This window comes from Marinitoga sp. 1154, from assembly GCF_013363285.1.
GTDB lineage: Bacteria > Thermotogota > Thermotogae > Petrotogales > Petrotogaceae > Marinitoga.
Genome location: NZ_LBFB01000011.1, coordinates 1 through 19,543 on the forward strand (window position 1 = coordinate 1; position 19,543 = coordinate 19,543).

Consider the following 19,543-nt stretch of genomic DNA (forward strand, 5'->3'; position numbering starts at 1 on the left):
GTAAAAAATGTGGATTTAATTCTTAATTTGGATGAAAAATAGACTAAACCTTAATAAAAATATATGAAATAATGGAAGAATTGTCGCAAAAAGGGAAAACGATAATATTAGCCAGTCATGACGTAAGTGAAATAGAAAAAACAGAAAGGATAATAGGGTAAAAAAAATAGTGGCAGACAAAAAAACAGAGGAAATACTCAAAAAAACAACAAAAGAAAATGAAGAAAGGTTACTGGAATTAATCAAATAAGATAAAACCAATTAATCATTAACATCAAATAATAGCAAGAATATAAAATTGCATCAATACATTAAACAAAAACTTAACCATAAAAATATATCAGGTGATAAAATAATTATGTAAATTTATTGAATTTAGGAAAAGAAAAATTGATTGTAATTTTACTTGAATTTTACTAGGAATTGTATTAATTGTTACTGGCCTATTTTTTGAATTCACAATATTTGGAGTTACGAAAATTTTATCATTATACGTAATATTTTTAATTTTAATAAGTTATTTTATTATTTCAATATATAAGAGTACAATAGCTATCTCTCTCTTTTCTTTGGGATTTATTTTTTTGAATTTCATTTTGAAAATTGATTCTACAACAAATAAATATTTAATATACGAATTGTTTTTGTTATACCTAATAATAAGTTTATTTATTTATATTTTCACATGGATGAATCGAAGATTAAAACAATAAGGGAAAATAAAAATGTACAAAAAAGGGTCTCTTTCCAAAGAAAGCTGACAAAAGAAATGTTTTGATAATAAAATGACGTCTACAAAAATTGTGGACGTCATTTTAAAATTGCAGATTAAATGTGAATTGCCCAACCTTCTATTCCTCTAAATGCCTCCATAATACCTTCGGAGAGTGTGGGGTGTGCGTGTATCATTTTGGATATATCTTCAGGTAACAATTCAGAATTTTTAGCTAACAATACTTCATGAATTAATTCTGTAGCTTCAGCACCTATTATATGAGCTCCTAAAATTTCATTAGTTTCTTTGTCTGTTAATATTTTAATAAATCCTTCTGATTTTTCTATTGCAACAGATTTTCCAACGCCTCTGTATGGGAAAGAAAATTTGTTATATTGAATATTTTTTTCTCTTAACAATTCTTCGGTATAACCAAGACTTGCTATCTGAGGTTCTGAATATATAGCAGATGGGATTTTGTGAATATCTACAAATTTTTCTGTACTATGTCCAGCAATATGTTCTACAACAATTTCACCCTCTTTTGAAGCAACATGAGCTAATTGTGGTGTTTTTACAATATCGCCAATTGCATAAATGTTATCTGCATTTGTTTTGTAATACTCTCTAACTTTAACAAAACCTTTTTCTGTTTCAATACCATTTTTTTCAAGACCAATGTTTTTGGTATTTGGTTCTCTGCCAACGGCTATAAGTATTTTTTCAACATTAATAATATTTTTTCTATCTTTTCTTTCTAATTCTAATGTAATTTTGTTTTTTGTTTTTTCTATTATTCTTGACTTTGTAGATTTGTGGATTTTTATATTTCTTTTTTTATATACTTTTTCAAGGAATTCTGCTATTTCTAAATCTTCAGTTGGTAAAATTCTGTCTAAAATTTCTATTATATGAACTTCAACTCCAAAAGAGTTCATTATATAACCAAATTCAATTCCAATTACTCCACTGCCTATAATAGCTATTGATTTAGGTAAATTCTCTAACATTAAAGCACCATTTGAACTTAATATTTGCACTTCATCTATTTCAAATCCAGGGATAGATTTGGGTTTTGAACCCGTTGCAAGTAAAATGAATTTTGATGTGTATATATCTTTATCATTTACTATTATTTCATTTTTATTTAATAACTTACCTTCGCCTGAAATTAAATCGATTTTGTTTTTCTTTAGTAAATACTGAACACCTTTTGAAAGCGTATCTGCCGCTTTTCTTGATTTTTCAAATATTTTTTTATAGTTAAACTCACTTTTATTAACTTTTATTCCCATATATTCTAATTCTTTTATTCTTGAAAAAGTTTCAGCTTGATGTATTAAAGATTTAGATGGTATACAACCTATATTTAAACAAACTCCACCAACTTTATCTTTTTCTATTATTGCAGTCTTCAATCCAAATTGTGCAGCTCTAATTGCAGCAACATAACCACCTGGACCTGAACCTAAAATAATTAAATCATATTTCATATTATCACCTCAAAGTATTGCTAATATTGGATTTTCTAAAGTTTCTTTTAAATCTTTCATAAATGTAGCAGCAACTGCACCATCTATTACTCTATGGTCTGAAGATAAAGTCATTTTCATCATTGGTTTAATAATTATTTCATCATTTTCGACAATAGGTACCTTTTTTATCATTCCAATAGCAAGTATTGCTGAAGCTGGTGGATTGATTATCGCTGTGAATTCATCTACTCCAAATGACCCAAGATTACTAATTGTAAATGTTGCATTTGTATATTCTTCTGGTTCCAATTTATTATTTTTTGCTTTTTCTATTAATTCTCTTAACTCATTCTCTATCTGTAAAATTCCTTTTTTATCAGCATTCCTTACAATAGGTGTAATTAACCCATTTTCCTGAGCTACCGCTAAAGCAATGTCAATTCTGCCAAATTCAATTATTTTGTCATTTTGCAAAGTTGAATTTATTCTTCTGTGTTTTCTCAATGTATTGGCAATTATTTTTATCAAAAATGCATTCATTGATATTTTTTCGTTCAATCTGTTGTTTATCGTCTTTCTATTTTCCATTATATTTTCCATATTTACGCTAAGAGTTAAATAAAAATGTGGTGACGTGTATTTTGATTTTGATAATCTTTCACCAATAATTCTGCGTTTGTCTGATAATGGAATTACTCTATCTTCATCACTTGTCTCAACATAGATAGGTTTATCTTGCGGCATTGTTGCTTGAGAAACTGTTGCAGTGCTATAATCTTCAACATCTCTTTTGATTATTCTTCCTTCTGGACCAGTTCCTTTTATTCTTCTTATATCAATGTTTTTCATTAATGCTATTTTTTTTGCTAAAGGCGATATTTTAATTCTGTCTGAAATACTTTCAAATTTAGCTTCTTTAGCTTTAATATTTTCAATTTCTCCAACAGTTTTTCTTTCTGTTGTTTCACTTTTTATCTCTTCACTTTTCACTTTCTCAATATTTTCATTTAATAAACTAGAAATATCTTCTCCAGGTTCACCAAATATTGCTATAGGGTCACCAACAGCAGCCTTTTCACCTTCAGGAACAAGTATTTTTAATAATGTTCCCTCTTCTGTTGCTTCATATTCCATTGTTGTTTTATCTGTTTCAACTTCACAGAGAACATCTCCTTCTGTGAAAGATTCATTTTCTTTTTTTACCCATTTTACGATAGTGCCTTTTTCCATTGTGGGAGATAAGGCAATCATTAGTAATTTTTCAGCCATAATATCGTCCTCCTAAATGTACAAAACTTTTTTAACAGCTTTTATTATTTTATCAACAGATGGTTGTGCTGCTAATTCTAATTTGTGGTTATAAGGCATAGGTACATCTTCATTTGTTACCAATTCAACTGGTGCGTCTAAGTAATCAAATGTTTTATTTGAAATTAGCCATCCAACATGAGAAGCAACACTTACAAATGGCCACGATTCATCGACAATTACGCATCTATTTGTTTTCTTTACAGAATTTAATATTGTTTCTTCATCTAGAGGTCTTATACTTCTTAGATCTAGCACTTCGACATCAATACCATCTTTTTCAAGTTCTTTTGCGCTTTCTAATACTACTTTTAAAGGTTTAGAATAGGTAATTATAGTTACATCTTTTCCTTCTCGTTTTATATCTGCTTTTCCAAATTCTATTGTATATTCTTCTTCAGGAACTTCACCTTCCCAGGAGTACATTAATTCCCCTTCTAAAAATATAACTGGATTATCATCTCTTATTGCGGTTTTTAAAAGTCCTTTTGCATCATATGGTGTAGCTGGAGCTACAACCTTTAAACCTGGCACGTGTGCAAAAAAAGTTTGTGTAGCCTGTGAATGCTGGGAAGCTAAATATTCTGCAGGTCCATTAGGTCCTCTGAAGACTATCGGAACCTTGAATTGTCCACCTGACATATATCTCATTTTTGCAGCGTTATTTACAATCTGGTCAAAGGCTTGAAGTGCGAAATTAAATGTCATAAATTCAACAATAGGCCTTAACCCTGCCATAGCAGCACCAATTCCGACACCAGCAAATCCGCTTTCTGTAATAGGGGTATCTATAACTCTTTCCTCACCATATTTATCATATAGTCCTTGACTAACTTTATATGCTCCGTTATATTGCGCGACTTCTTCGCCCATTAAAATTACATTTTCATCCCTTGACATTTCCTCATCCATAGCTTGCCTAATGGCTTCTCTCGTAGTAATAATTGGCATCTTTCTCACTCCCTTTTAAGCGTAAATATCCGTATATAATTCATCTAAATCCGGTTCAGGACTTTCTTCTGCAAATTTAGCAGCATCTTTTGCAATCTTTTTGCATTGTTTGTCCATTTCAAGAAAGTCTTCTTCACTAATAATATTATTTTCTTTCAATAACTCTTTAAAACTTATTATTGGATCTTTTTGCTTATATTTTTCAAGTTCTTCTTTTGTTCTATATTTTGCAGGATCACTCATTGAATGACCTTTAAACCTGTATGTTTTAGCTTCAAGTAAAACTGGAGTTCCATTTTTTGCTATTTCAATAGCTTCTTTAGTTGCTTCGTAAACTTCTAAAACATTCATTCCATTTACTTGTTTTCCATTCATTGCATATGAATCGGCCATTATTGAAAAATCATCTATTGCTGAAACTCTCCTATAATCAGTTCCCATTCCGTAATGGTTATTTTCACAGATATACACAACAGGTAAATTCCATATTTTTGCTAAATTCAAACTTTCATGGAAAGCTCCCTGGTGAATTGCACCATCACCAAAGTAACACAATACAACACCATCTTCCTTATTGTATTTTATTTTTAAACCAATACCTGTAGCTACAGGTATTTGAGCACCTACGATTCCATTTCCGCCAAAGAAATGTTTTTTATAATCAAAAAAATGCATCGATCCACCTTTCCCTTTTGAACAACCAGTTATTTTTCCATATAGTTCTGCCATTAAAGAATTTGGATCTAAACCTGTTGCTAATGCATGTCCATGATCTCTATATGCTGCGGCAACATAGTCTTTTGTCATATCTAAATTTGAAATTGAACCAACTGCTACAGCTTCTTCACCTATATATAGGTGTAAAAATCCACCTATTTTTTTTAATCCATATGCCTGAGCAGCTTTTTCTTCAAATCTTCTTATTAAAAGCATTTTAAATAATAAATCTTTAAGTAATTTGGTATCGTAATTTTTTAAATCTTTCATAATTATTCCTCCCTAAAATTAATTCTTTCCTTTATTCCTTTCATTGTGTCGTAATATACGATTTCTTCTATTATTGTTTCTAATACAACAAATTCCGCATCATCTTCTAATTTCCATATAGCTACTAAATTTGAGGATAAATTTTCTAAAACTTCTGATTTAAACAGAGCATCTTCAATGATGTTTATTTTTCCATAAATATTTATAACCTCTGTTAGACTTTTGTTTTGAATTAACCATTGAACTTTACCATTATTTTTTAGATCATTTACTTTTGGAAAATCTTCTAATGTGATTGCGTAAGTACAGTCTGTGTTATAAGGCATCAAGCATGGTGACATCCATCTCAACTCTGGATAACCGTCTTTATTAACCCATCCTAAAACACCGGTTTTTGTTTCAGCAAGAAATTTTCCTAATTTTTTCATAACTTCTTTTTTATCCATAATAAGCGCCTCCTAAACTTTTTGGTAATTTAAATTTTCAAAATTCATCAAATCAAACTTCAATGGATTTTTTAATTTTTTTGAATTAATATATGTTATATAACCATTTTCAACATTAAATTCATTATCTTCAAATTTAAAAATAAATTTAGGTGTATTTCCATATACCCATTCCCATGATTTGTGTTTTTCTATTAAACTTTCATCTCTAAAATATTTTGTAGAAACTTTAATAGTTGTTAATCTTAGATATTTTGATGTTTCTCTTATAATATTGTTTTTTATCATTTCTTCGTTTATACAATAATTAATTTCTTTAAGATTTATTACCTTAGAAGGTTTAGATTCTGTAGCTTTTGTTTCGATTTTCTCGTTTTTTCCCAAGACCTTATTTAAAAACTCAAGATTCGAATCAATTAATAATGTTCCATGATGCAAAAATTTATCTTTTTTTATTGAAAAAGCACTACCTGAAAATTTGTAATCTTTATATATCAGGTCGTTTTTATAATTTTTTTCCACATCTATATCCATGTTTTTAAGTGTTTTTATTATAATTTCAAATATTTCCTGGCTATTTAAATAATTTTTGGGCGAAACAAAAGAATAATTTAAATTCCCAAAATCATGAAAAACTGTTCCTCCACCAGAAATTCTTCTGGCAATTTTGATTTCTCCATTTTTTACCAATTCAAAATTAAAATTAATTTCTTTCCAAGGATTCTGATGTTTTCCTATAACCACAGAATTCTTACTTTTCCAAAAGAAAATAAAAATATTGTTGTTGGTATTGTTTATTAAATATTCTTCAATAGCCAAGTTATAATAAACATTTGTATTTTTTGATTCGATTATATATAATTTCATTGTTTCTCCTTCTTTTTTGTAATGATTTTAATTTTATTTCCATTTAAATTCTACCATTTTCATCGGAATTAAAAGTTTCGAAAACATTACAAATTTAATTTTCGTGTAATTTTTGTATGTTGTTTAAGTAAAATTAAGAATAAAAATAATTATTTCATCGTTTACAAAACAAACTAACCGGAGCTTTTTTTTTGCCCCGGTTAGTTTATAACTGTGTTTACAATATCAATTAATTCGTCAATTACCTCTACCGCTGTTAAAATATTATTATGATACCTTTTTATAGAATTTTTAAGCATTTCCTCTAATGATTTGCTTTTTACAAGATTTTTTCTAATTTTCACCTTTATTTCATCATTTATCAATTTTTTAAGAATTTCAATAGCTATATTCTTATGTTTCATAACAATATTGGTCTTTTAACGTTTATTTAGCAAGATCAGATTGGATTAAAGGTAAGGTTATTTCAGAATTTGTAATTGCTTTTCCTGATCTTTTATATAAATCGCTTCTATTTGATGAGTCAAGACATTTCTTGACTATCCGTTTTCTATAACCTTGTTTACATATAAATAGAGCTTCTTTTGGATTTTTATATTTTGAAATTATTGCAAGATTATGTTCCCATGGAATTTTTGTAATTAGTGCAACAGCTTGTTGCACTAATTTTTTATCTCCAGAATAAAATAAATACCGCTTTTGAATATACATTAAATTTCTACGTGAAAAAGCTTTTACATCAGGAAATTCAGAAATTAAATCTTTGCTTAACTTATCTATTAATTTATCTCCCCATTTTGCTTTTTTGTTTTTCAACTATTTCTTTTCCGAGTTCCCAATAGAAATTAAACAGTTTTGAATTAGCTTTAACTGCTGCTTTTAGCTGGTTTTCCCTTAATTTTTTCTTTAAATCTCTTAACCAGTTGGTATAATCTTTTTCTTTTAATAGATCACTCATTTTTTCATCCTCACTTATAACTGGTTTTTCAAGATTTTCCAGTATAAGTTTGATCACCTGATATATTAATTATCAATTTAATTATTGAAAATATACTGTAAATTTTTTTATTTGTATTGACTTTTCTTTTTTTTTTATATAATACTTGTGAATAAAATTTTAAAATGAAGATTTAGTATAATTTTAATATGGTGCTCAAAAAATTGAAGAATTTAACCAAAAAGGGATTGAAGGATGGAAAGAAACTGCATATGGCGCAGCAGCCGGTGCTATAGTTGGTGATCTTTGGGGAGCAGCTGCTAGTGGGGGACCTGGTATAGTACCCGGTATTGCTATAGGAGCAATTCAAGGAGCTATAGGAGTTGATGTTGTAGAATGGCTAAAAAAATAGTTATTACAATAATATTAGGATTATATCCTTATATATTTTTATTATTATCAAAGATATCAGATAATTTTATAATAAGACAAAATACAGTAAATTATTTGATATCTTCTGTATTGTTAATTTTTTCTTATATTATTTTTTCTTTGATAAAAAGTAAATATAATCAAAAAAGTAATATAATAAATTTTTTCTATCTTATTGTTTTTTTTAGCATTACATATTTTCTTATCTGGAAACATTTTATAGTAGTACTTATTTTTATTACTGAACTAGTAAGATTATTCATAAAACCAAATATTTCTAAACGTATTGAGAAAATTAAATAACATTTGTTATTTAAATATAATTTTTCTAGGGTGTCCAATTAGTAAAGTAAGCGAAAACTCGAAAATTGCCTGAAAAAATAGCATATGAAGCCGGTCAATTTTGCATGGATGCAAAATTGAGTGAAGCCGAACATGGATGTGAGTCTGATACGACCGGCGAAAATATGCTATTTTTGAAGATTAGCAATTAAGGTTTGAGCAACTTTACTTTTTGGACACCCTTTATAATTTTTCTAGAATGAAATATAATTAAGGCTCTCTTCCAAAAAGAGTGGAAAAAAAGGGATAATATCAGATGAGAAAACATCTCATAAATCTTTTTGGAGGTAAGGTAACACCAAGCCAGAGTTTAGATACTAATTTTGGTAAAAAAATGTTAGATATAGATAAAGAAAATCCAGGTAGTCTTGGAATAGCTATAAGTGAAGCTTTAGAAAAAAGTTATAGTATTTACGCTATCCGGTCATGGGTTACTCAACTTAACAGCATATTCATAATAAATAATAAAATAGCTAACCTGGGAAAACCCCGGTTAGCTTATAATTACGTTTATAGTTTTTTTAGCGTAAAATAAAGCTGCTTTTATGTTTTTGCATTTTGAAATTATAACTATATTATGCCACCATTGTCATAACAATATTATCCCCCACCTGCTGGAGGAAATATTGAAATCACACCTTCTTCTACCACTGTGTTTAATCCGTTAATATGCAATATGTTTTTCCCATTTATTAAGATCATTGTTCCAGTTTTTATTTTTTTACCTTCTACTAAATATTCTCTAACATTTTTATCATTAAATTTTTCAACAAGTATATTTATTAATTCGTCTACTATAATTGGTTTATCCAAATTTAAAGTCAAAGAAGCTACTCCGAGATATAATCTCAGAGTAGCAAAAAATTTGATTTCTACTTTCATATTATCTTTAACTCCTTAAGTTTTTCTTCTGTTGGTTTCCCTTCTTTATTCCAACCTCTAATTTCATAATATTTTGGCAATAATTGTTCCAAATGAACTACCTGACCTTTATTTGGACCTTCTTTTACCGGTTCTTTAAGTAATCTCTTTGGTAATGTGTCTTGTGATGGATCTATACCAGCTTCCAGATTAAATTTTCTTTCTAAATTCCATATTCTTTCACCTATTTTTAATAATTCTTCCGTTGATAAATCCCAGCCTAAAGCAGCATTTATTAAATCTCTGTAGTCGTCTGCTCCAAGTGCAAATGATGTAAATAAACATAACCCTCCAGCATCTATTACTGCAGTTAAATCCTGAAAAGCCTTAACCCATGCAGCCTTCCCATCGAGCACTTGTGGATCTAATTTTTCTGGTGCTCCTAATATTTCTGGAGAAATCATATATCCTCTTACATGACATCCTCCTCTATTACTTGTTGCATATTCTAATCCATGTCCTTGAGCCCCTCTTGGATCATATGCAGGTATTTCCTGTTTTTTAACTGTCATTGAAAATTCTGGATGACCATAACTTTCAGCGAATCTATATGATCCTTCAGCCAATTTATCTCCGATACCTTCACGCATACCAATTTGTTTTGTGTAAAATACTATTGCTTCGGAACTTCCAAATTTTAATTCTGGTCCATTATTCAACTCTTCTTTTTTAATAATACCTTTTTCATACATTTCCATAGCACAGGCAATTGTAGCTCCAGTAGATATTGTATCTAAACCATATTGATTACATAGATGATTTGCTTCTACGATAGCAATTAAATCTGAAACTCCACAATCCGCACCAAAGGCCCAACCTGTTTCGTATTCGGGGCCTTCAGTTTCGATTCCATTAGGTAATGTAACTCTTCTTCCACAGGCTATTGGACAGCCAAAACATGGCATATTTTTAATTAAATAGCCTTTTTCAACTAATGCTTCACCTGAAATTTCATCTGTAAGTTCAAATACAGAATCTTGAAAATTATTTGTTGGATAAAGTCCGTTTTGATTTATTATATTATCCAAAACTTTAGTTCCTAATTTTGGTAATCCCTCACCTGTAATACCATTTTCTTTAAGTTTCTTTACTTTTTCTTTTACCACTTCCATAAATCTGGCAGGAACTTTTACAGATGGTCTATTTTTTCCTCTAACAACAATACCTTTTAAATTCTTACTTCCCATTACAGCACCAACGCCTGTTCTTCCGGCTGCTCTATGTTTATCATTCATTATTGCAGCAAATTTTACCAATTTTTCACCAGCCGGTCCAATGCAGGCAACTCTTGCCTTTTTGTCGCCAAATTCTTCCAACATTTTATCAGTAGTTTCAAATACATCCTTTCCCCATAAATGTTCTGCATCTTTAATTTCTGCATGTTCATTATTAATTGATAAATAAACGGGCTTCTCAGATTTTCCCTCAACAATTATCATGTCATAACCTGCAAACTTTAATTCAGCCCCAAAATACCCTCCTGAGTTGCTTGATGCAATAGTCCCTGTTAACGGACCTTTTGTTACAACCATGTATCTTCCCCCAGTAGGTGCTGCTGTTCCTGTTAATGGCCCTGTAGCAAAAAATAGCTTGTTTTCAGGTGAAAGAGGATCGATTTCCGGGCCTACTTCATCATAAAACATTTTTGTTGCAAGACCTCTTCCGCCTAAATATAACTCTGCATCTTTAGGCAACTCCTCAACTTTCACACTTCCTTCTGTTAAATTAACTCTTAAAATTTTGCCATTAAAAGACATTTTACCCCTCCTTTTTATTCTCCTTCCTTTCCAAACACGGGAGGCATAACCGTTTCCAGTTATACCCATTGGCCTTTTACCATGGCATATGCTTTAGGTATAAAGGCTCGGAAGGGGTATTGCCCAATAATATTTTATCACAAAAATTAATAATTAATCAATTAAAATTTAAATTTTTGAAAAACATATTTATAATATTTCTCCTGTATTTTTCAATATATATCCACCAAGTTTTTCTGCTTCTTTTTTAAATTCTTCTGAAGTGATTATTTTCATTACAAGATTATATCTTTCATCATTCAAAAATGATTCGTGAATTAATAAATCATATCTTTCTAAAGCCACAGGAATGAAATCCAGATCATATATTTTAGCTGCAGCTCTAATTCCCAAACCAACATCAGCCATATTTTTTTTGATTTTTAAGGCAAGATTTACATGAGAATATTCTTCGTCAGCATAACCGTGTATATTTTCTGGAGAGATGTTATTTTTTCCCAGATAATAATCCAACAAAATTCGTGTGCCGGCTGTCTTTTGCCTGTTTATATACCTGATTCCATTTTTTGTTAGATCTTCAAAATTCTTAATATTTTTTGGATTACCTTTTTGAACAATAAATCCCTGTTCTCTGTATGATAAATTTACCAGTGTAAATTTATCTAAATAATCTTTTATATAACTGATATTATATTTTCCCGTTTCTGGATCAAGTAAATGCATTCCTGCAAGATGCGCATATCCCTTCGCTATTGATATTATCCCACCCAGACTTCCTACGTTGGCAGAAACAATATTTATGTCTTTATCATATATTTTTACAAAATCAGCCAGTAAATCTATTAATAAATCATGACTTCCTATAATTAAAATATTTTTGTCTATTAATTTTTTTTCTCTTTTTAATTGTATTTTTACTTTTTCGCCATCCTCTAAAACTTCTATACCTTTATCTATATAAACGATTCCATCTTGTTTAGAAACAGCGGAAATATTAGCCGCTCCTCTTTTTAAAGGTATTGCTACATATTTATTTTTAACCTTTCCAATCCCAACTCTCAAATATTCTTTTTCTGTAATTGATGAATGTATTCTTTTTCCTGAAATTCCATTTACAAACTGATTATCATAATAAATTTCCATTTTGGACTTTTTTAATATCAATGGTTTTATTATATCTTCTAAAATTATATTACACGAAACAGGGAAACCTGGAAGACCAATTATGGGTTTTTCTTTTATTATTCCTAAAATAGCAGGTTTTCCAGGTTTAATATTTAATCCATGTATAATAACTCTGCCAGCTTCATTTATCGCATAATATGTAAAATCCTTTGAACCTGCAGAAGAACCTGCATTTAACAATATCAAATCGTAATTTTCAATTTTTGAAATAATAGTATTTTTGATAATTTCGAAATCATCTGGCAAAATTTCATTGACATCAACCTCTGCATTGAATTTTTCTATATAATTTTTTATCATTAATGAATTAGTTTCTGGTATTTGAAACTCTTCTGTTTTTTTCTCTGGTTCAACAATTTCATTTCCTGTTGGAATAAGTAAAACTTTTAATTTTTTTATCACAGGTACTTCAAAAACTTTAGCCATTAGGAGGAATGAAATATCAGATTCTGTTAGTGTATGATATCTTGGAAACAGCATTTCACCAACACAAATATCTTCTCCTACTTTTCTTACATCTTTATACGGAAAAACACTATTTCGTATTTTAATTCTGGTTTCATCTAAAATTTCAACATTTTCGATCATTATCACTGCGTCATATGGCTGGATTATTGGAAAACCTGTATTTATGTATTCAAAATCCTTTCCTTTTTCTAAAATTATTGGATTTGATTCTGTTGCACCATATGTTTTTTTACTTATAACAGCTACACCATCCATTGCGCTACTATTGTATGATGGTACATTTTCATTTGCAAAAATTGGTTTCCCTGTAACTCTATTAAATGCATTTCTTGAATGTATAATTTCTACATCATCATTTGAAAAATAATATTTTAATTCCTTAAAATAAATGCTAATAGCTTCTTCTAAATCTTTTTTATTTAAATAAAAACGTCTTTTCAAAATTCCACCCCCTGAAAAAATCTTTTTATTTTTAATTATACAATAAAATGACAAAAAAATAAACTTTATTTTTATTTTAATTTTCGTGAGAAAAAATACAGGATTTTGTAAAAAAAATGAAAAATGATATAATTCAAAATAGAAGTATTTTTATTGCATATAAAGAATTAAGATAAATGATTGTATTTTTAAAAAAAATTTGGTGAAAATCTATTCCTTTATTTGAAAATTATTGAGGAGGTAATTTCATGAAAAAAAGATTCCAGAAGTTTGTTCCAAGAACAGAAATATATGAAAATTTCATATCTAAATTGAATTTTTATGGGGAAACTTTTGAATTAAATACAGAAGACACAATAGGATTTGCAAGTGCAGATGATATATATTCTCCAGAAAACTTGCCTGGATTTGATAAATCAACAATAGATGGATATGCAGTATTTGCAGAAGATACATTTGGCGCAAGTGACGGCAATCCTGCGTTTTTAAAGGTTGTTGGAGAGGTTTTTATGGGTGAAGAGTATAGTGAAGAGATAAAATCCGGAGAATGCGTAAAAATCCCAACAGGAGGTATGTTGCCAAAAGGGGCAAATGCATGTGTTATGGTTGAAAATACGAATCAAATTGGAAAAAGAGTTGAAATATATAAATCTGTAGCTCCTGGAGAAAATGTTTTAAAAAAAGACGAAGACGTAAAAAAGGGTAATATTATAATTTCAAAAGGTGAAATAATTAATATTGGACATGTTCACAATTTAATGAGTTTAGGAATAACAAAAATAAAAGTTTATAAAAAACCCATAGTATGTATTGTGCCAACTGGTGATGAAGTTGTAGAACCATCAGTTTCTAGAAAAAAAACTCAAATAAGAGATGGAAATTCTTACACATTAATGGCATGGTTAACAAGTAAGGGATATCAGGCAAAAAGGTATAAATTAGTAAAAGATAATCCGGATGAATTTAAAGAAGCTGTCAAATGGGGACTTGAAAATGGAGATGTTGTGGTAATTTCTGGTGGAAGTTCATTAGGAGCAAGAGATTATTCTTTATCTACAATAGAATATTTTGGTGAAGTGTTTTATAATGGTGTTCAGGTAAAACCGGGTAAACCTGTTATTTTTGGAAAAACAGATGAAAAAGTTATTTTAGGTCTTCCAGGAAATCCAACATCATTTATTGTGAGTTCATATTTATTTTTATTTCCAATATTGAAAAAGATAACTGGATATAAAGAATATTTACCGCAAATTTCAAATTATGTTAGAGTTTCTACGAATGTTCCATCTGTTCAAGGTAGAGAAAGATTTATTTTTGCGAAACTAGAAAACAGAGAAAACGAATTTATAGCTCATCCTATTCTTGGTGAATCTGGCATAGCTTCTCCTTTTAGAATGTCAGATGGAATTATAAGAATTCCCCTTGGCAAAGAAGGACTTTATAAAGATGAGATTTGTGAATTCTATAGTTTTAAATAATAGGAGATGGAAAAGTGAAAAAAGAGTATATCTTTGAAATGAGTTCTGCTCAATTAATTTTAAAACCAAAATTAAACTTGAAAAAAATATATTTAGAACTTTCATCTAGATGCAATCTTGATTGTCCTATGTGTTTTAAAAATACATTTACTGACTCAGAAGGGATTATGACAAAGAATATTTTTGAAAAAGTTATGAACGATTTAAAAGATTTTTCTGATGTTGATCATGTTGTTTTTGGAGGTATTGGGGAATGTACAATGAACCCACATTTTTTTTATATGGTGAAAAAGGTAAAAGATGCTGGATATATGTTAACAATAACAACCAATGGATATTTTTTGAATGATTGGCAGTTAGTGAAATTAATAAATTTAAAAGTAGATGAAATAATAATTTCTGTTGAAACGGGTGATGTAGGTCATCCGAGTTTTAAATACGTTAGAAAATTACTTGAAAAAATTGATAATATAAAAAAAATGCAGGGAACAGGAAAACCTGCATTATCAATAGAAACTGTATTAACTGAAAAAAATTATAATGATTTTAAAGGTATTATTCAAGCGCTTTTGCCATATGGTATTAGAAAAGTGGTAATTTCAAACATACTTCCTGTATATGAACATTTTCTCGGCTTAGAATTGTATAAAGAGGATGATAAGGAAAAAGATATAAGTTTAAGAAAACAAATTTCAGATGCTGTAACAGCAAAAGTTAGTGCAATAATTCCTAATTTTAGATTAAAAACTGAAAGACATTGTAATTTTATAGAGAATAATTCAACTGTTATCAGATGGGACGGAGAAGTTGTGCCTTGCTATAGATTTTTACATAATGGCATAGAATATGTATACGGTCAAAAAAAAGAAATAAAATCTTATTCTTTTGGAAATATTTTAAAGGAAAAACTTTCGAATATCTGGATATCAAAAGATTATTCCTGGTTTAGGTATAAAGTAAAAAATGCACTTTTCCCCTCTTGCACAGATTGTGATTTAAAAAACGGATGTCAATTTGTCGAATCAACAGAACAGGATTGCTGGGGAAATACACCATCCTGTGCAGATTGTATATGGTGGAGAAATATAATATTATGTCCATAAATAATCTTTATTTCATTTTTTTCTTATAATACATATTCAAAATCCTCTATTTCAATTGAAGACTATATTTAAAGGTTCCAGTTATTCTGGAATCTCTTCATTTGATTTTAGTAATTCCATAAAAATCAAAAAAAGATTTTCACTTCCAGAAGTTTGAATGACATATGATTGAGCGAGAGTAAAAAGCAATGTGTGTTTATTAGAAATTTTTCCACGTAAAATTTTTTCTGAAAAATGCTTGATATAATTATGCAATTCTTTTCTCGCTTCTTTAAGATTTATTTTTTTTGATTTCTTTTCCAGACTTTTAATAACCTTTTCAGAGAAAACTATATATAAATCATATCCATGTATATTTTTGAATATATACAATCTTCCGAGTTTTTCATTGGTTATATTTTCTAATCCTTCTATATACAACTCTTCTATATATTTTAACTCAATATCATTATTTTTAAATCTTATACCAATTGAAAATTTTTCTTTGACTTTGTCTATCCCAAAAATTTTCTTTATAAATCTTTTTAAAAGCAGTTTCCTGATCTTCAAAACAGTGTTATATGAAACTTTTAGATCTTCAGAGATTCTTTTTAGCATCTTCCCCTTAGCAAGTTCATGTATTATTTTTATAAATTTTAAAGGCTTTATTCTTATATCTTTAAAAATACTCTCATTATATTTAGACCATTCTCTTCTACATGATTTGCACTTAAAATGATTTCTTCTAATTGAATAAATTTCTTTGCAACCACAATATGGACATTCTTTTTTTAATTTTAAAACACCAATCTCCATTAAAAACTCTTCAGCTTTTTTATCATCTTTTATCTTATCTACTATTATCATTTCAATACTCCTTTCATCCCTTTCTATATATATTTTACCACATTAATTAAGTCTTAATTATTTGCCACCAAAAAATTCTTTATTTTTAAACACTAATGAAACAAATAAGGGGTATAAATACAAACGTAAAACTATTCAATATTTGCCACCAAATATAAGGAGGGATGAAAATGCAGTTAAACAGCAAAAAAGCTTCTGTTATAGTTGTCTCTATGTTAGTATTAACAGCTTTTTTTAGTCTTTATGCTTCAAAAGTTAGCGTAAGGGACAACATTTCAAGTTATGTACCAAAGAACGATCCAGACAAATTAATTTATGACGAAGTCGCAGATAGGTTTGGATTAAACGGTATGATTTTGACAGCAGTGAAATACGACGATGTTTATAAACATTTTGATGAAATTTATAGACTAACTGAAACATTAAAAAAACTAGATGTTGTGGATAATGTTATATCACCTGTAAATGCCCCAAGAATAAGTACCACAGAAGATGGAGACATTTCTGTTGGAAATCTTAAATCAACATATGATTTTTCAAATAAGAATTCATACGAACCTGAATTATTAAAAAAAGAGCTTAAAAATGATGAAATGATAAAAGGAAAATTTATTTCTGAAAATGGGAAAAGCGTATTATTTGCTATAGGATTAAAGAAAAATGTAGAAGAAAAATCAGCAGGCTTAAAAGTGGAAAATGTTTTTAAAAATGCAAATGTTAATTATTATATCTTCGGAACTGCTATTGCCAACAGAGAAATAGAAGAAATAGTAAAGGATAATCTTTTAAAACTTATTCCTATTGTTTTAATTCTCGTTATGGGAGTACTTTATTTTAGTTACAAAAATATAGCAGGCGTTTTATTACCAATTATTTCTGTATTGCTTGCAGATATATGGACAGTTGGAATAATGGAATTACTTGGAATAGATTTTAATATAACAACATCAGCCGTGCCTATAGCGGTAGTTGGTATAGGAACTGCATATTCAATACATATAATAAGTAAATATTATGAAGAATTGCATAGAGGTATTTCTGCCGAACAAGCAGTAAATGAAACATTAAAACATGTTGGAACTGCTGTTATTTTAAGTGCATTTACTACAATTGCTGGATTTTTATCTTTGTTGACTGCTGACCTAACACCAGTGTGGCAACTTGGTATCTTTACTTCTCTTGGTATAGCTTTGGCTTTATTAATGGCAACAGTATTTGTTCCATCGATGCTTATAATCTTTAAACCTAAATCAAAAATAAATCTCTCTGAAGACGGTGAAAGCCATATTTTAAAATATATAACAGAAAAACTGGTTCATCATAGATCTCTCACACTTTCATTGATTATAGGAGTTGTTTTAATTACAACATTCTTTATTCCAAAAATCAAATCAGATATGCAAATTGAAAATTTTATGAGCGCAAAAACAAATATGGTTCAGAGTTCTAAATTTTTAAGAGAAAACTTTGGAGGTAATGATTATATATTTGTAGATTTTCTTGCAAAAAATGAAAATAATTTTAGAGACTTTTATTTTAATAGAGCCATAAGAGATGTATCTGAATTCTCTAAAAATTATGAAATAATTTCACAGGTTACCAATATTGGAGATGTTGTTGCCAATTTAACAGAAGGATTTACCGGCATAAAATATATTCCAGGTTCTAATTCAGCCATGGAGCAAGATTATATGTTGATTGAAGGTAGCGAAGGTATAGATAAGATACTTTCTGAAGAAGCAAATGAATCAATTTCTCAAATGATGGTAAACACAAAAAGTTTTAGCAAGGTAAAAATATTTGAAAAAGAATTAAAGAACTATATTAATGAAAATATACTAACAGAATACACAATTAAAGAATTTGATATAGACAATCCGGAACATGTTAAAGCTTTTGGAAATGAAATAAAGGAATTTATTATTTCAAGAAAAGGCAAATATATATCACAGATAACAGATCTATTTATAAAAACAAAAAAAATAAATATAGAAAATATAATAAATGAACTTGATAAAAACTATATTTTAAAGTTATTTAATAAATATCTTGAAGAATATGGTGAGGAACAAATCAGCATAAAAACATTTGAAAATTACTTAAATGGAAAAGAAGTAGATGAATATATTTCAGAATATTATGAATACTTTATATATGATTACGAACCCACATTAAGAGCAAATTATATTGAAACAAAATTAAAAAATATGGATTTAGGTATTTCAAATGCCCAAATAAAAGAACTTTCACAATATGTAAATGATGAAGAAGTTCCAATTCCTGGAGGAAAAAGAATTTTAAAGGTTAGAATTACGGGAATTCCAGTTCTTACGAACAAAGTAAATGATATGGTATTTGAAAATCAAAAAGAAAGTATGATTCTTGCATATGTTCTTGTATTTATATTGTTCGCTTTGCAAATGCATTCCATTATATTGGGATTACTCGCATTAATACCTATTACTTTAACAATAATTGTAAATTTTGGAATTATGGGAATTACCGGAATTTCGTTAAACGCTGCAACAGTAACAATTGCATCAATAACAATAGGAACAGGTATTGATTATACTATTCATTATCTTACAAGATTTAAAAAAGAGTATAGATTAAGTAAAGATAAATTTAAAGCTGCTGTAAGAACATCTGCAACATCTGGAAGAGCAATAGTTATAAATTCTTTTGCAGTGATCTTAGGTTTCGCAACATTTATCTTTTCTGAAATAGGAATGTTAAGTCAATTTGGAATTCTAACAGCTACAGCTATGCTTGTTGCCCCAATTTTAACATTAACAATATTCCCTATATTGATGACTATGTTAAATAATAATCTTTTAAATAAATTTTCAAAAGATTCTATTTTAAAACAAAAAAAGTGAGGAGG

General features: G+C 28.7%; 17 protein-coding genes, 1 pseudogene and 1 riboswitch. Of the genes and pseudogenes, 5 read left to right on the plus strand and 13 right to left on the minus strand.

Annotation, left to right across the window (positions count from 1 at the left end; translation table 11 throughout):
• Nucleotides 1–828 precede the first annotated feature (828 nt).
• The 9 genes and pseudogenes from lpdA to XO12_RS06395 form a co-directional block, all read right to left on the minus strand.
• Complete coding sequence (gene lpdA, locus XO12_RS06355; protein WP_175419924.1) at nt 829–2,208, minus strand: dihydrolipoyl dehydrogenase; 1,380 nt, start codon at nt 2,206–2,208, stop codon at nt 829–831.
• Nucleotides 2,209–2,217: 9 nt separating this feature from the next.
• Nucleotides 2,218–3,459: a dihydrolipoamide acetyltransferase family protein gene (locus XO12_RS06360; RefSeq protein WP_175419925.1), complete on the minus strand. Its 1,242-nt coding sequence runs from the start codon at nt 3,457–3,459 to the stop codon at nt 2,218–2,220.
• A 12-nt stretch (nt 3,460–3,471) separates the two neighbouring features.
• A complete protein-coding gene (locus XO12_RS06365; protein ID WP_175419926.1) occupies nt 3,472–4,449 on the minus strand; it encodes a pyruvate dehydrogenase complex E1 component subunit beta in 978 nt (325 codons plus the stop codon).
• 15 nt (nt 4,450–4,464) lie between these two features.
• The gene (gene pdhA / locus XO12_RS06370) at nt 4,465–5,436 is read right to left on the minus strand and encodes a pyruvate dehydrogenase (acetyl-transferring) E1 component subunit alpha (protein ID WP_047265509.1); all 972 of its coding nucleotides are present in this window, start codon (nt 5,434–5,436) and stop codon (nt 4,465–4,467) included.
• A 2-nt stretch (nt 5,437–5,438) separates the two neighbouring features.
• Nucleotides 5,439–5,882, minus strand: a complete 444-nt coding sequence (locus tag XO12_RS06375; RefSeq protein WP_052913165.1) for a pyridoxamine 5'-phosphate oxidase family protein — start codon at nt 5,880–5,882, stop codon at nt 5,439–5,441.
• Nucleotides 5,883–5,894: 12 nt separating this feature from the next.
• Nucleotides 5,895–6,749, minus strand: coding sequence for a lipoate--protein ligase family protein (locus tag XO12_RS06380; RefSeq protein WP_175419927.1), 855 nt, complete (start codon nt 6,747–6,749; stop codon nt 5,895–5,897).
• Between the two features lie 221 nt (nt 6,750–6,970).
• Nucleotides 6,971–7,153 (minus strand): annotated as a pseudogene (locus tag XO12_RS06385) (type I restriction enzyme endonuclease domain-containing protein); the annotation flags it as partial.
• Nucleotides 7,154–7,175: 22 nt separating this feature from the next.
• Entirely contained in the window at nt 7,176–7,565 is a 390-nt protein-coding gene (locus tag XO12_RS06390; RefSeq protein WP_052913163.1) for a DUF1016 N-terminal domain-containing protein, read from the minus strand.
• On the minus strand, nt 7,534–7,764 hold the full coding sequence (locus XO12_RS06395; protein ID WP_175419929.1) for a hypothetical protein: 231 nt from the start codon (nt 7,762–7,764) through the stop codon (nt 7,534–7,536). Before XO12_RS06395 ends, XO12_RS06390 begins: the two co-directional genes overlap by 32 nt.
• A 318-nt stretch (nt 7,765–8,082) precedes the next feature.
• Between XO12_RS06395 and XO12_RS06400 the strand changes: the two genes are divergently transcribed.
• Nucleotides 8,083–8,421, plus strand: coding sequence for a hypothetical protein (locus tag XO12_RS06400; RefSeq protein ID WP_047265507.1), 339 nt, complete (start codon nt 8,083–8,085; stop codon nt 8,419–8,421).
• 295 nt (nt 8,422–8,716) lie between these two features.
• Nucleotides 8,717–8,995, plus strand: a complete 279-nt coding sequence (locus tag XO12_RS11225) for a hypothetical protein (RefSeq protein ID WP_047265506.1) — start codon at nt 8,717–8,719, stop codon at nt 8,993–8,995.
• Nucleotides 8,996–9,060: 65 nt separating this feature from the next.
• Here the strand turns inward: XO12_RS11225 and XO12_RS06415 are convergent, their stop codons facing one another.
• From XO12_RS06415 to XO12_RS06425, 3 genes are all read right to left on the minus strand, one after another.
• Nucleotides 9,061–9,342 (minus strand): MoaD family protein, encoded by a 282-nt coding sequence (locus XO12_RS06415; RefSeq protein ID WP_175419930.1) that lies wholly within the window; start codon nt 9,340–9,342, stop codon nt 9,061–9,063.
• A complete protein-coding gene (locus tag XO12_RS06420) occupies nt 9,339–11,138 on the minus strand; it encodes an aldehyde ferredoxin oxidoreductase family protein (protein WP_175419931.1) in 1,800 nt (599 codons plus the stop codon). Before XO12_RS06420 ends, XO12_RS06415 begins: the two co-directional genes overlap by 4 nt.
• Nucleotides 11,139–11,145: 7 nt before the next feature.
• Nucleotides 11,146–11,263, minus strand: a riboswitch (molybdenum cofactor riboswitch).
• Between the two features lie 64 nt (nt 11,264–11,327).
• A complete protein-coding gene (locus tag XO12_RS06425; RefSeq protein ID WP_175419932.1) occupies nt 11,328–13,232 on the minus strand; it encodes a molybdopterin biosynthesis protein in 1,905 nt (634 codons plus the stop codon).
• A 248-nt stretch (nt 13,233–13,480) separates the two neighbouring features.
• Between XO12_RS06425 and glp the strand changes: the two genes are divergently transcribed.
• Nucleotides 13,481–14,710, plus strand: coding sequence for a gephyrin-like molybdotransferase Glp (glp, locus tag XO12_RS06430; protein WP_175419933.1), 1,230 nt, complete (start codon nt 13,481–13,483; stop codon nt 14,708–14,710).
• 14 nt (nt 14,711–14,724) lie between these two features.
• The gene (locus XO12_RS06435; protein ID WP_175419934.1) at nt 14,725–15,813 is read left to right on the plus strand and encodes a tungsten cofactor oxidoreductase radical SAM maturase; all 1,089 of its coding nucleotides are present in this window, start codon (nt 14,725–14,727) and stop codon (nt 15,811–15,813) included.
• An 81-nt stretch (nt 15,814–15,894) separates the two neighbouring features.
• Here XO12_RS06435 and XO12_RS06440 read toward each other — a convergent pair whose 3' ends face one another.
• The gene (locus XO12_RS06440; RefSeq protein ID WP_175419935.1) at nt 15,895–16,659 is read right to left on the minus strand and encodes a transposase; all 765 of its coding nucleotides are present in this window, start codon (nt 16,657–16,659) and stop codon (nt 15,895–15,897) included.
• A 164-nt stretch (nt 16,660–16,823) separates the two neighbouring features.
• On the opposite strand from XO12_RS06440, the gene XO12_RS06445 reads away from it, so the two are divergent.
• A complete protein-coding gene (locus tag XO12_RS06445; RefSeq protein ID WP_175419936.1) occupies nt 16,824–19,538 on the plus strand; it encodes an RND family transporter in 2,715 nt (904 codons plus the stop codon).
• The last annotated feature ends 5 nt before the right edge of the window (nt 19,539–19,543 follow it).

Coding starts and splice junctions, on each gene's coding strand:
- XO12_RS06365 (WP_175419926.1), bottom strand. CDS start 4,449: ATGCCAATTATTACTACGAGAGAAGCCATTAGGCAAGCTATGGATGAG.
- XO12_RS06360 (WP_175419925.1), bottom strand. CDS start 3,459: ATGGCTGAAAAATTACTAATGATTGCCTTATCTCCCACAATGGAAAAA.
- pdhA (WP_047265509.1), bottom strand. CDS start 5,436: ATGAAAGATTTAAAAAATTACGATACCAAATTACTTAAAGATTTATTA.
- XO12_RS06375 (WP_052913165.1), bottom strand. CDS start 5,882: ATGGATAAAAAAGAAGTTATGAAAAAATTAGGAAAATTTCTTGCTGAA.
- lpdA (WP_175419924.1), bottom strand. CDS start 2,208: ATGAAATATGATTTAATTATTTTAGGTTCAGGTCCAGGTGGTTATGTT.
- XO12_RS06440 (WP_175419935.1), bottom strand. CDS start 16,659: ATGATAATAGTAGATAAGATAAAAGATGATAAAAAAGCTGAAGAGTTT.
- XO12_RS06415 (WP_175419930.1), bottom strand. CDS start 9,342: ATGAAAGTAGAAATCAAATTTTTTGCTACTCTGAGATTATATCTCGGA.
- glp (WP_175419933.1), top strand. CDS start 13,481: ATGAAAAAAAGATTCCAGAAGTTTGTTCCAAGAACAGAAATATATGAA.
- XO12_RS06420 (WP_175419931.1), bottom strand. CDS start 11,138: ATGTCTTTTAATGGCAAAATTTTAAGAGTTAATTTAACAGAAGGAAGT.
- XO12_RS06400 (WP_047265507.1), top strand. CDS start 8,083: ATGGCTAAAAAAATAGTTATTACAATAATATTAGGATTATATCCTTAT.
- XO12_RS06380 (WP_175419927.1), bottom strand. CDS start 6,749: ATGAAATTATATATAATCGAATCAAAAAATACAAATGTTTATTATAAC.
- XO12_RS11225 (WP_047265506.1), top strand. CDS start 8,717: ATGAGAAAACATCTCATAAATCTTTTTGGAGGTAAGGTAACACCAAGC.
- XO12_RS06445 (WP_175419936.1), top strand. CDS start 16,824: ATGAAAATGCAGTTAAACAGCAAAAAAGCTTCTGTTATAGTTGTCTCT.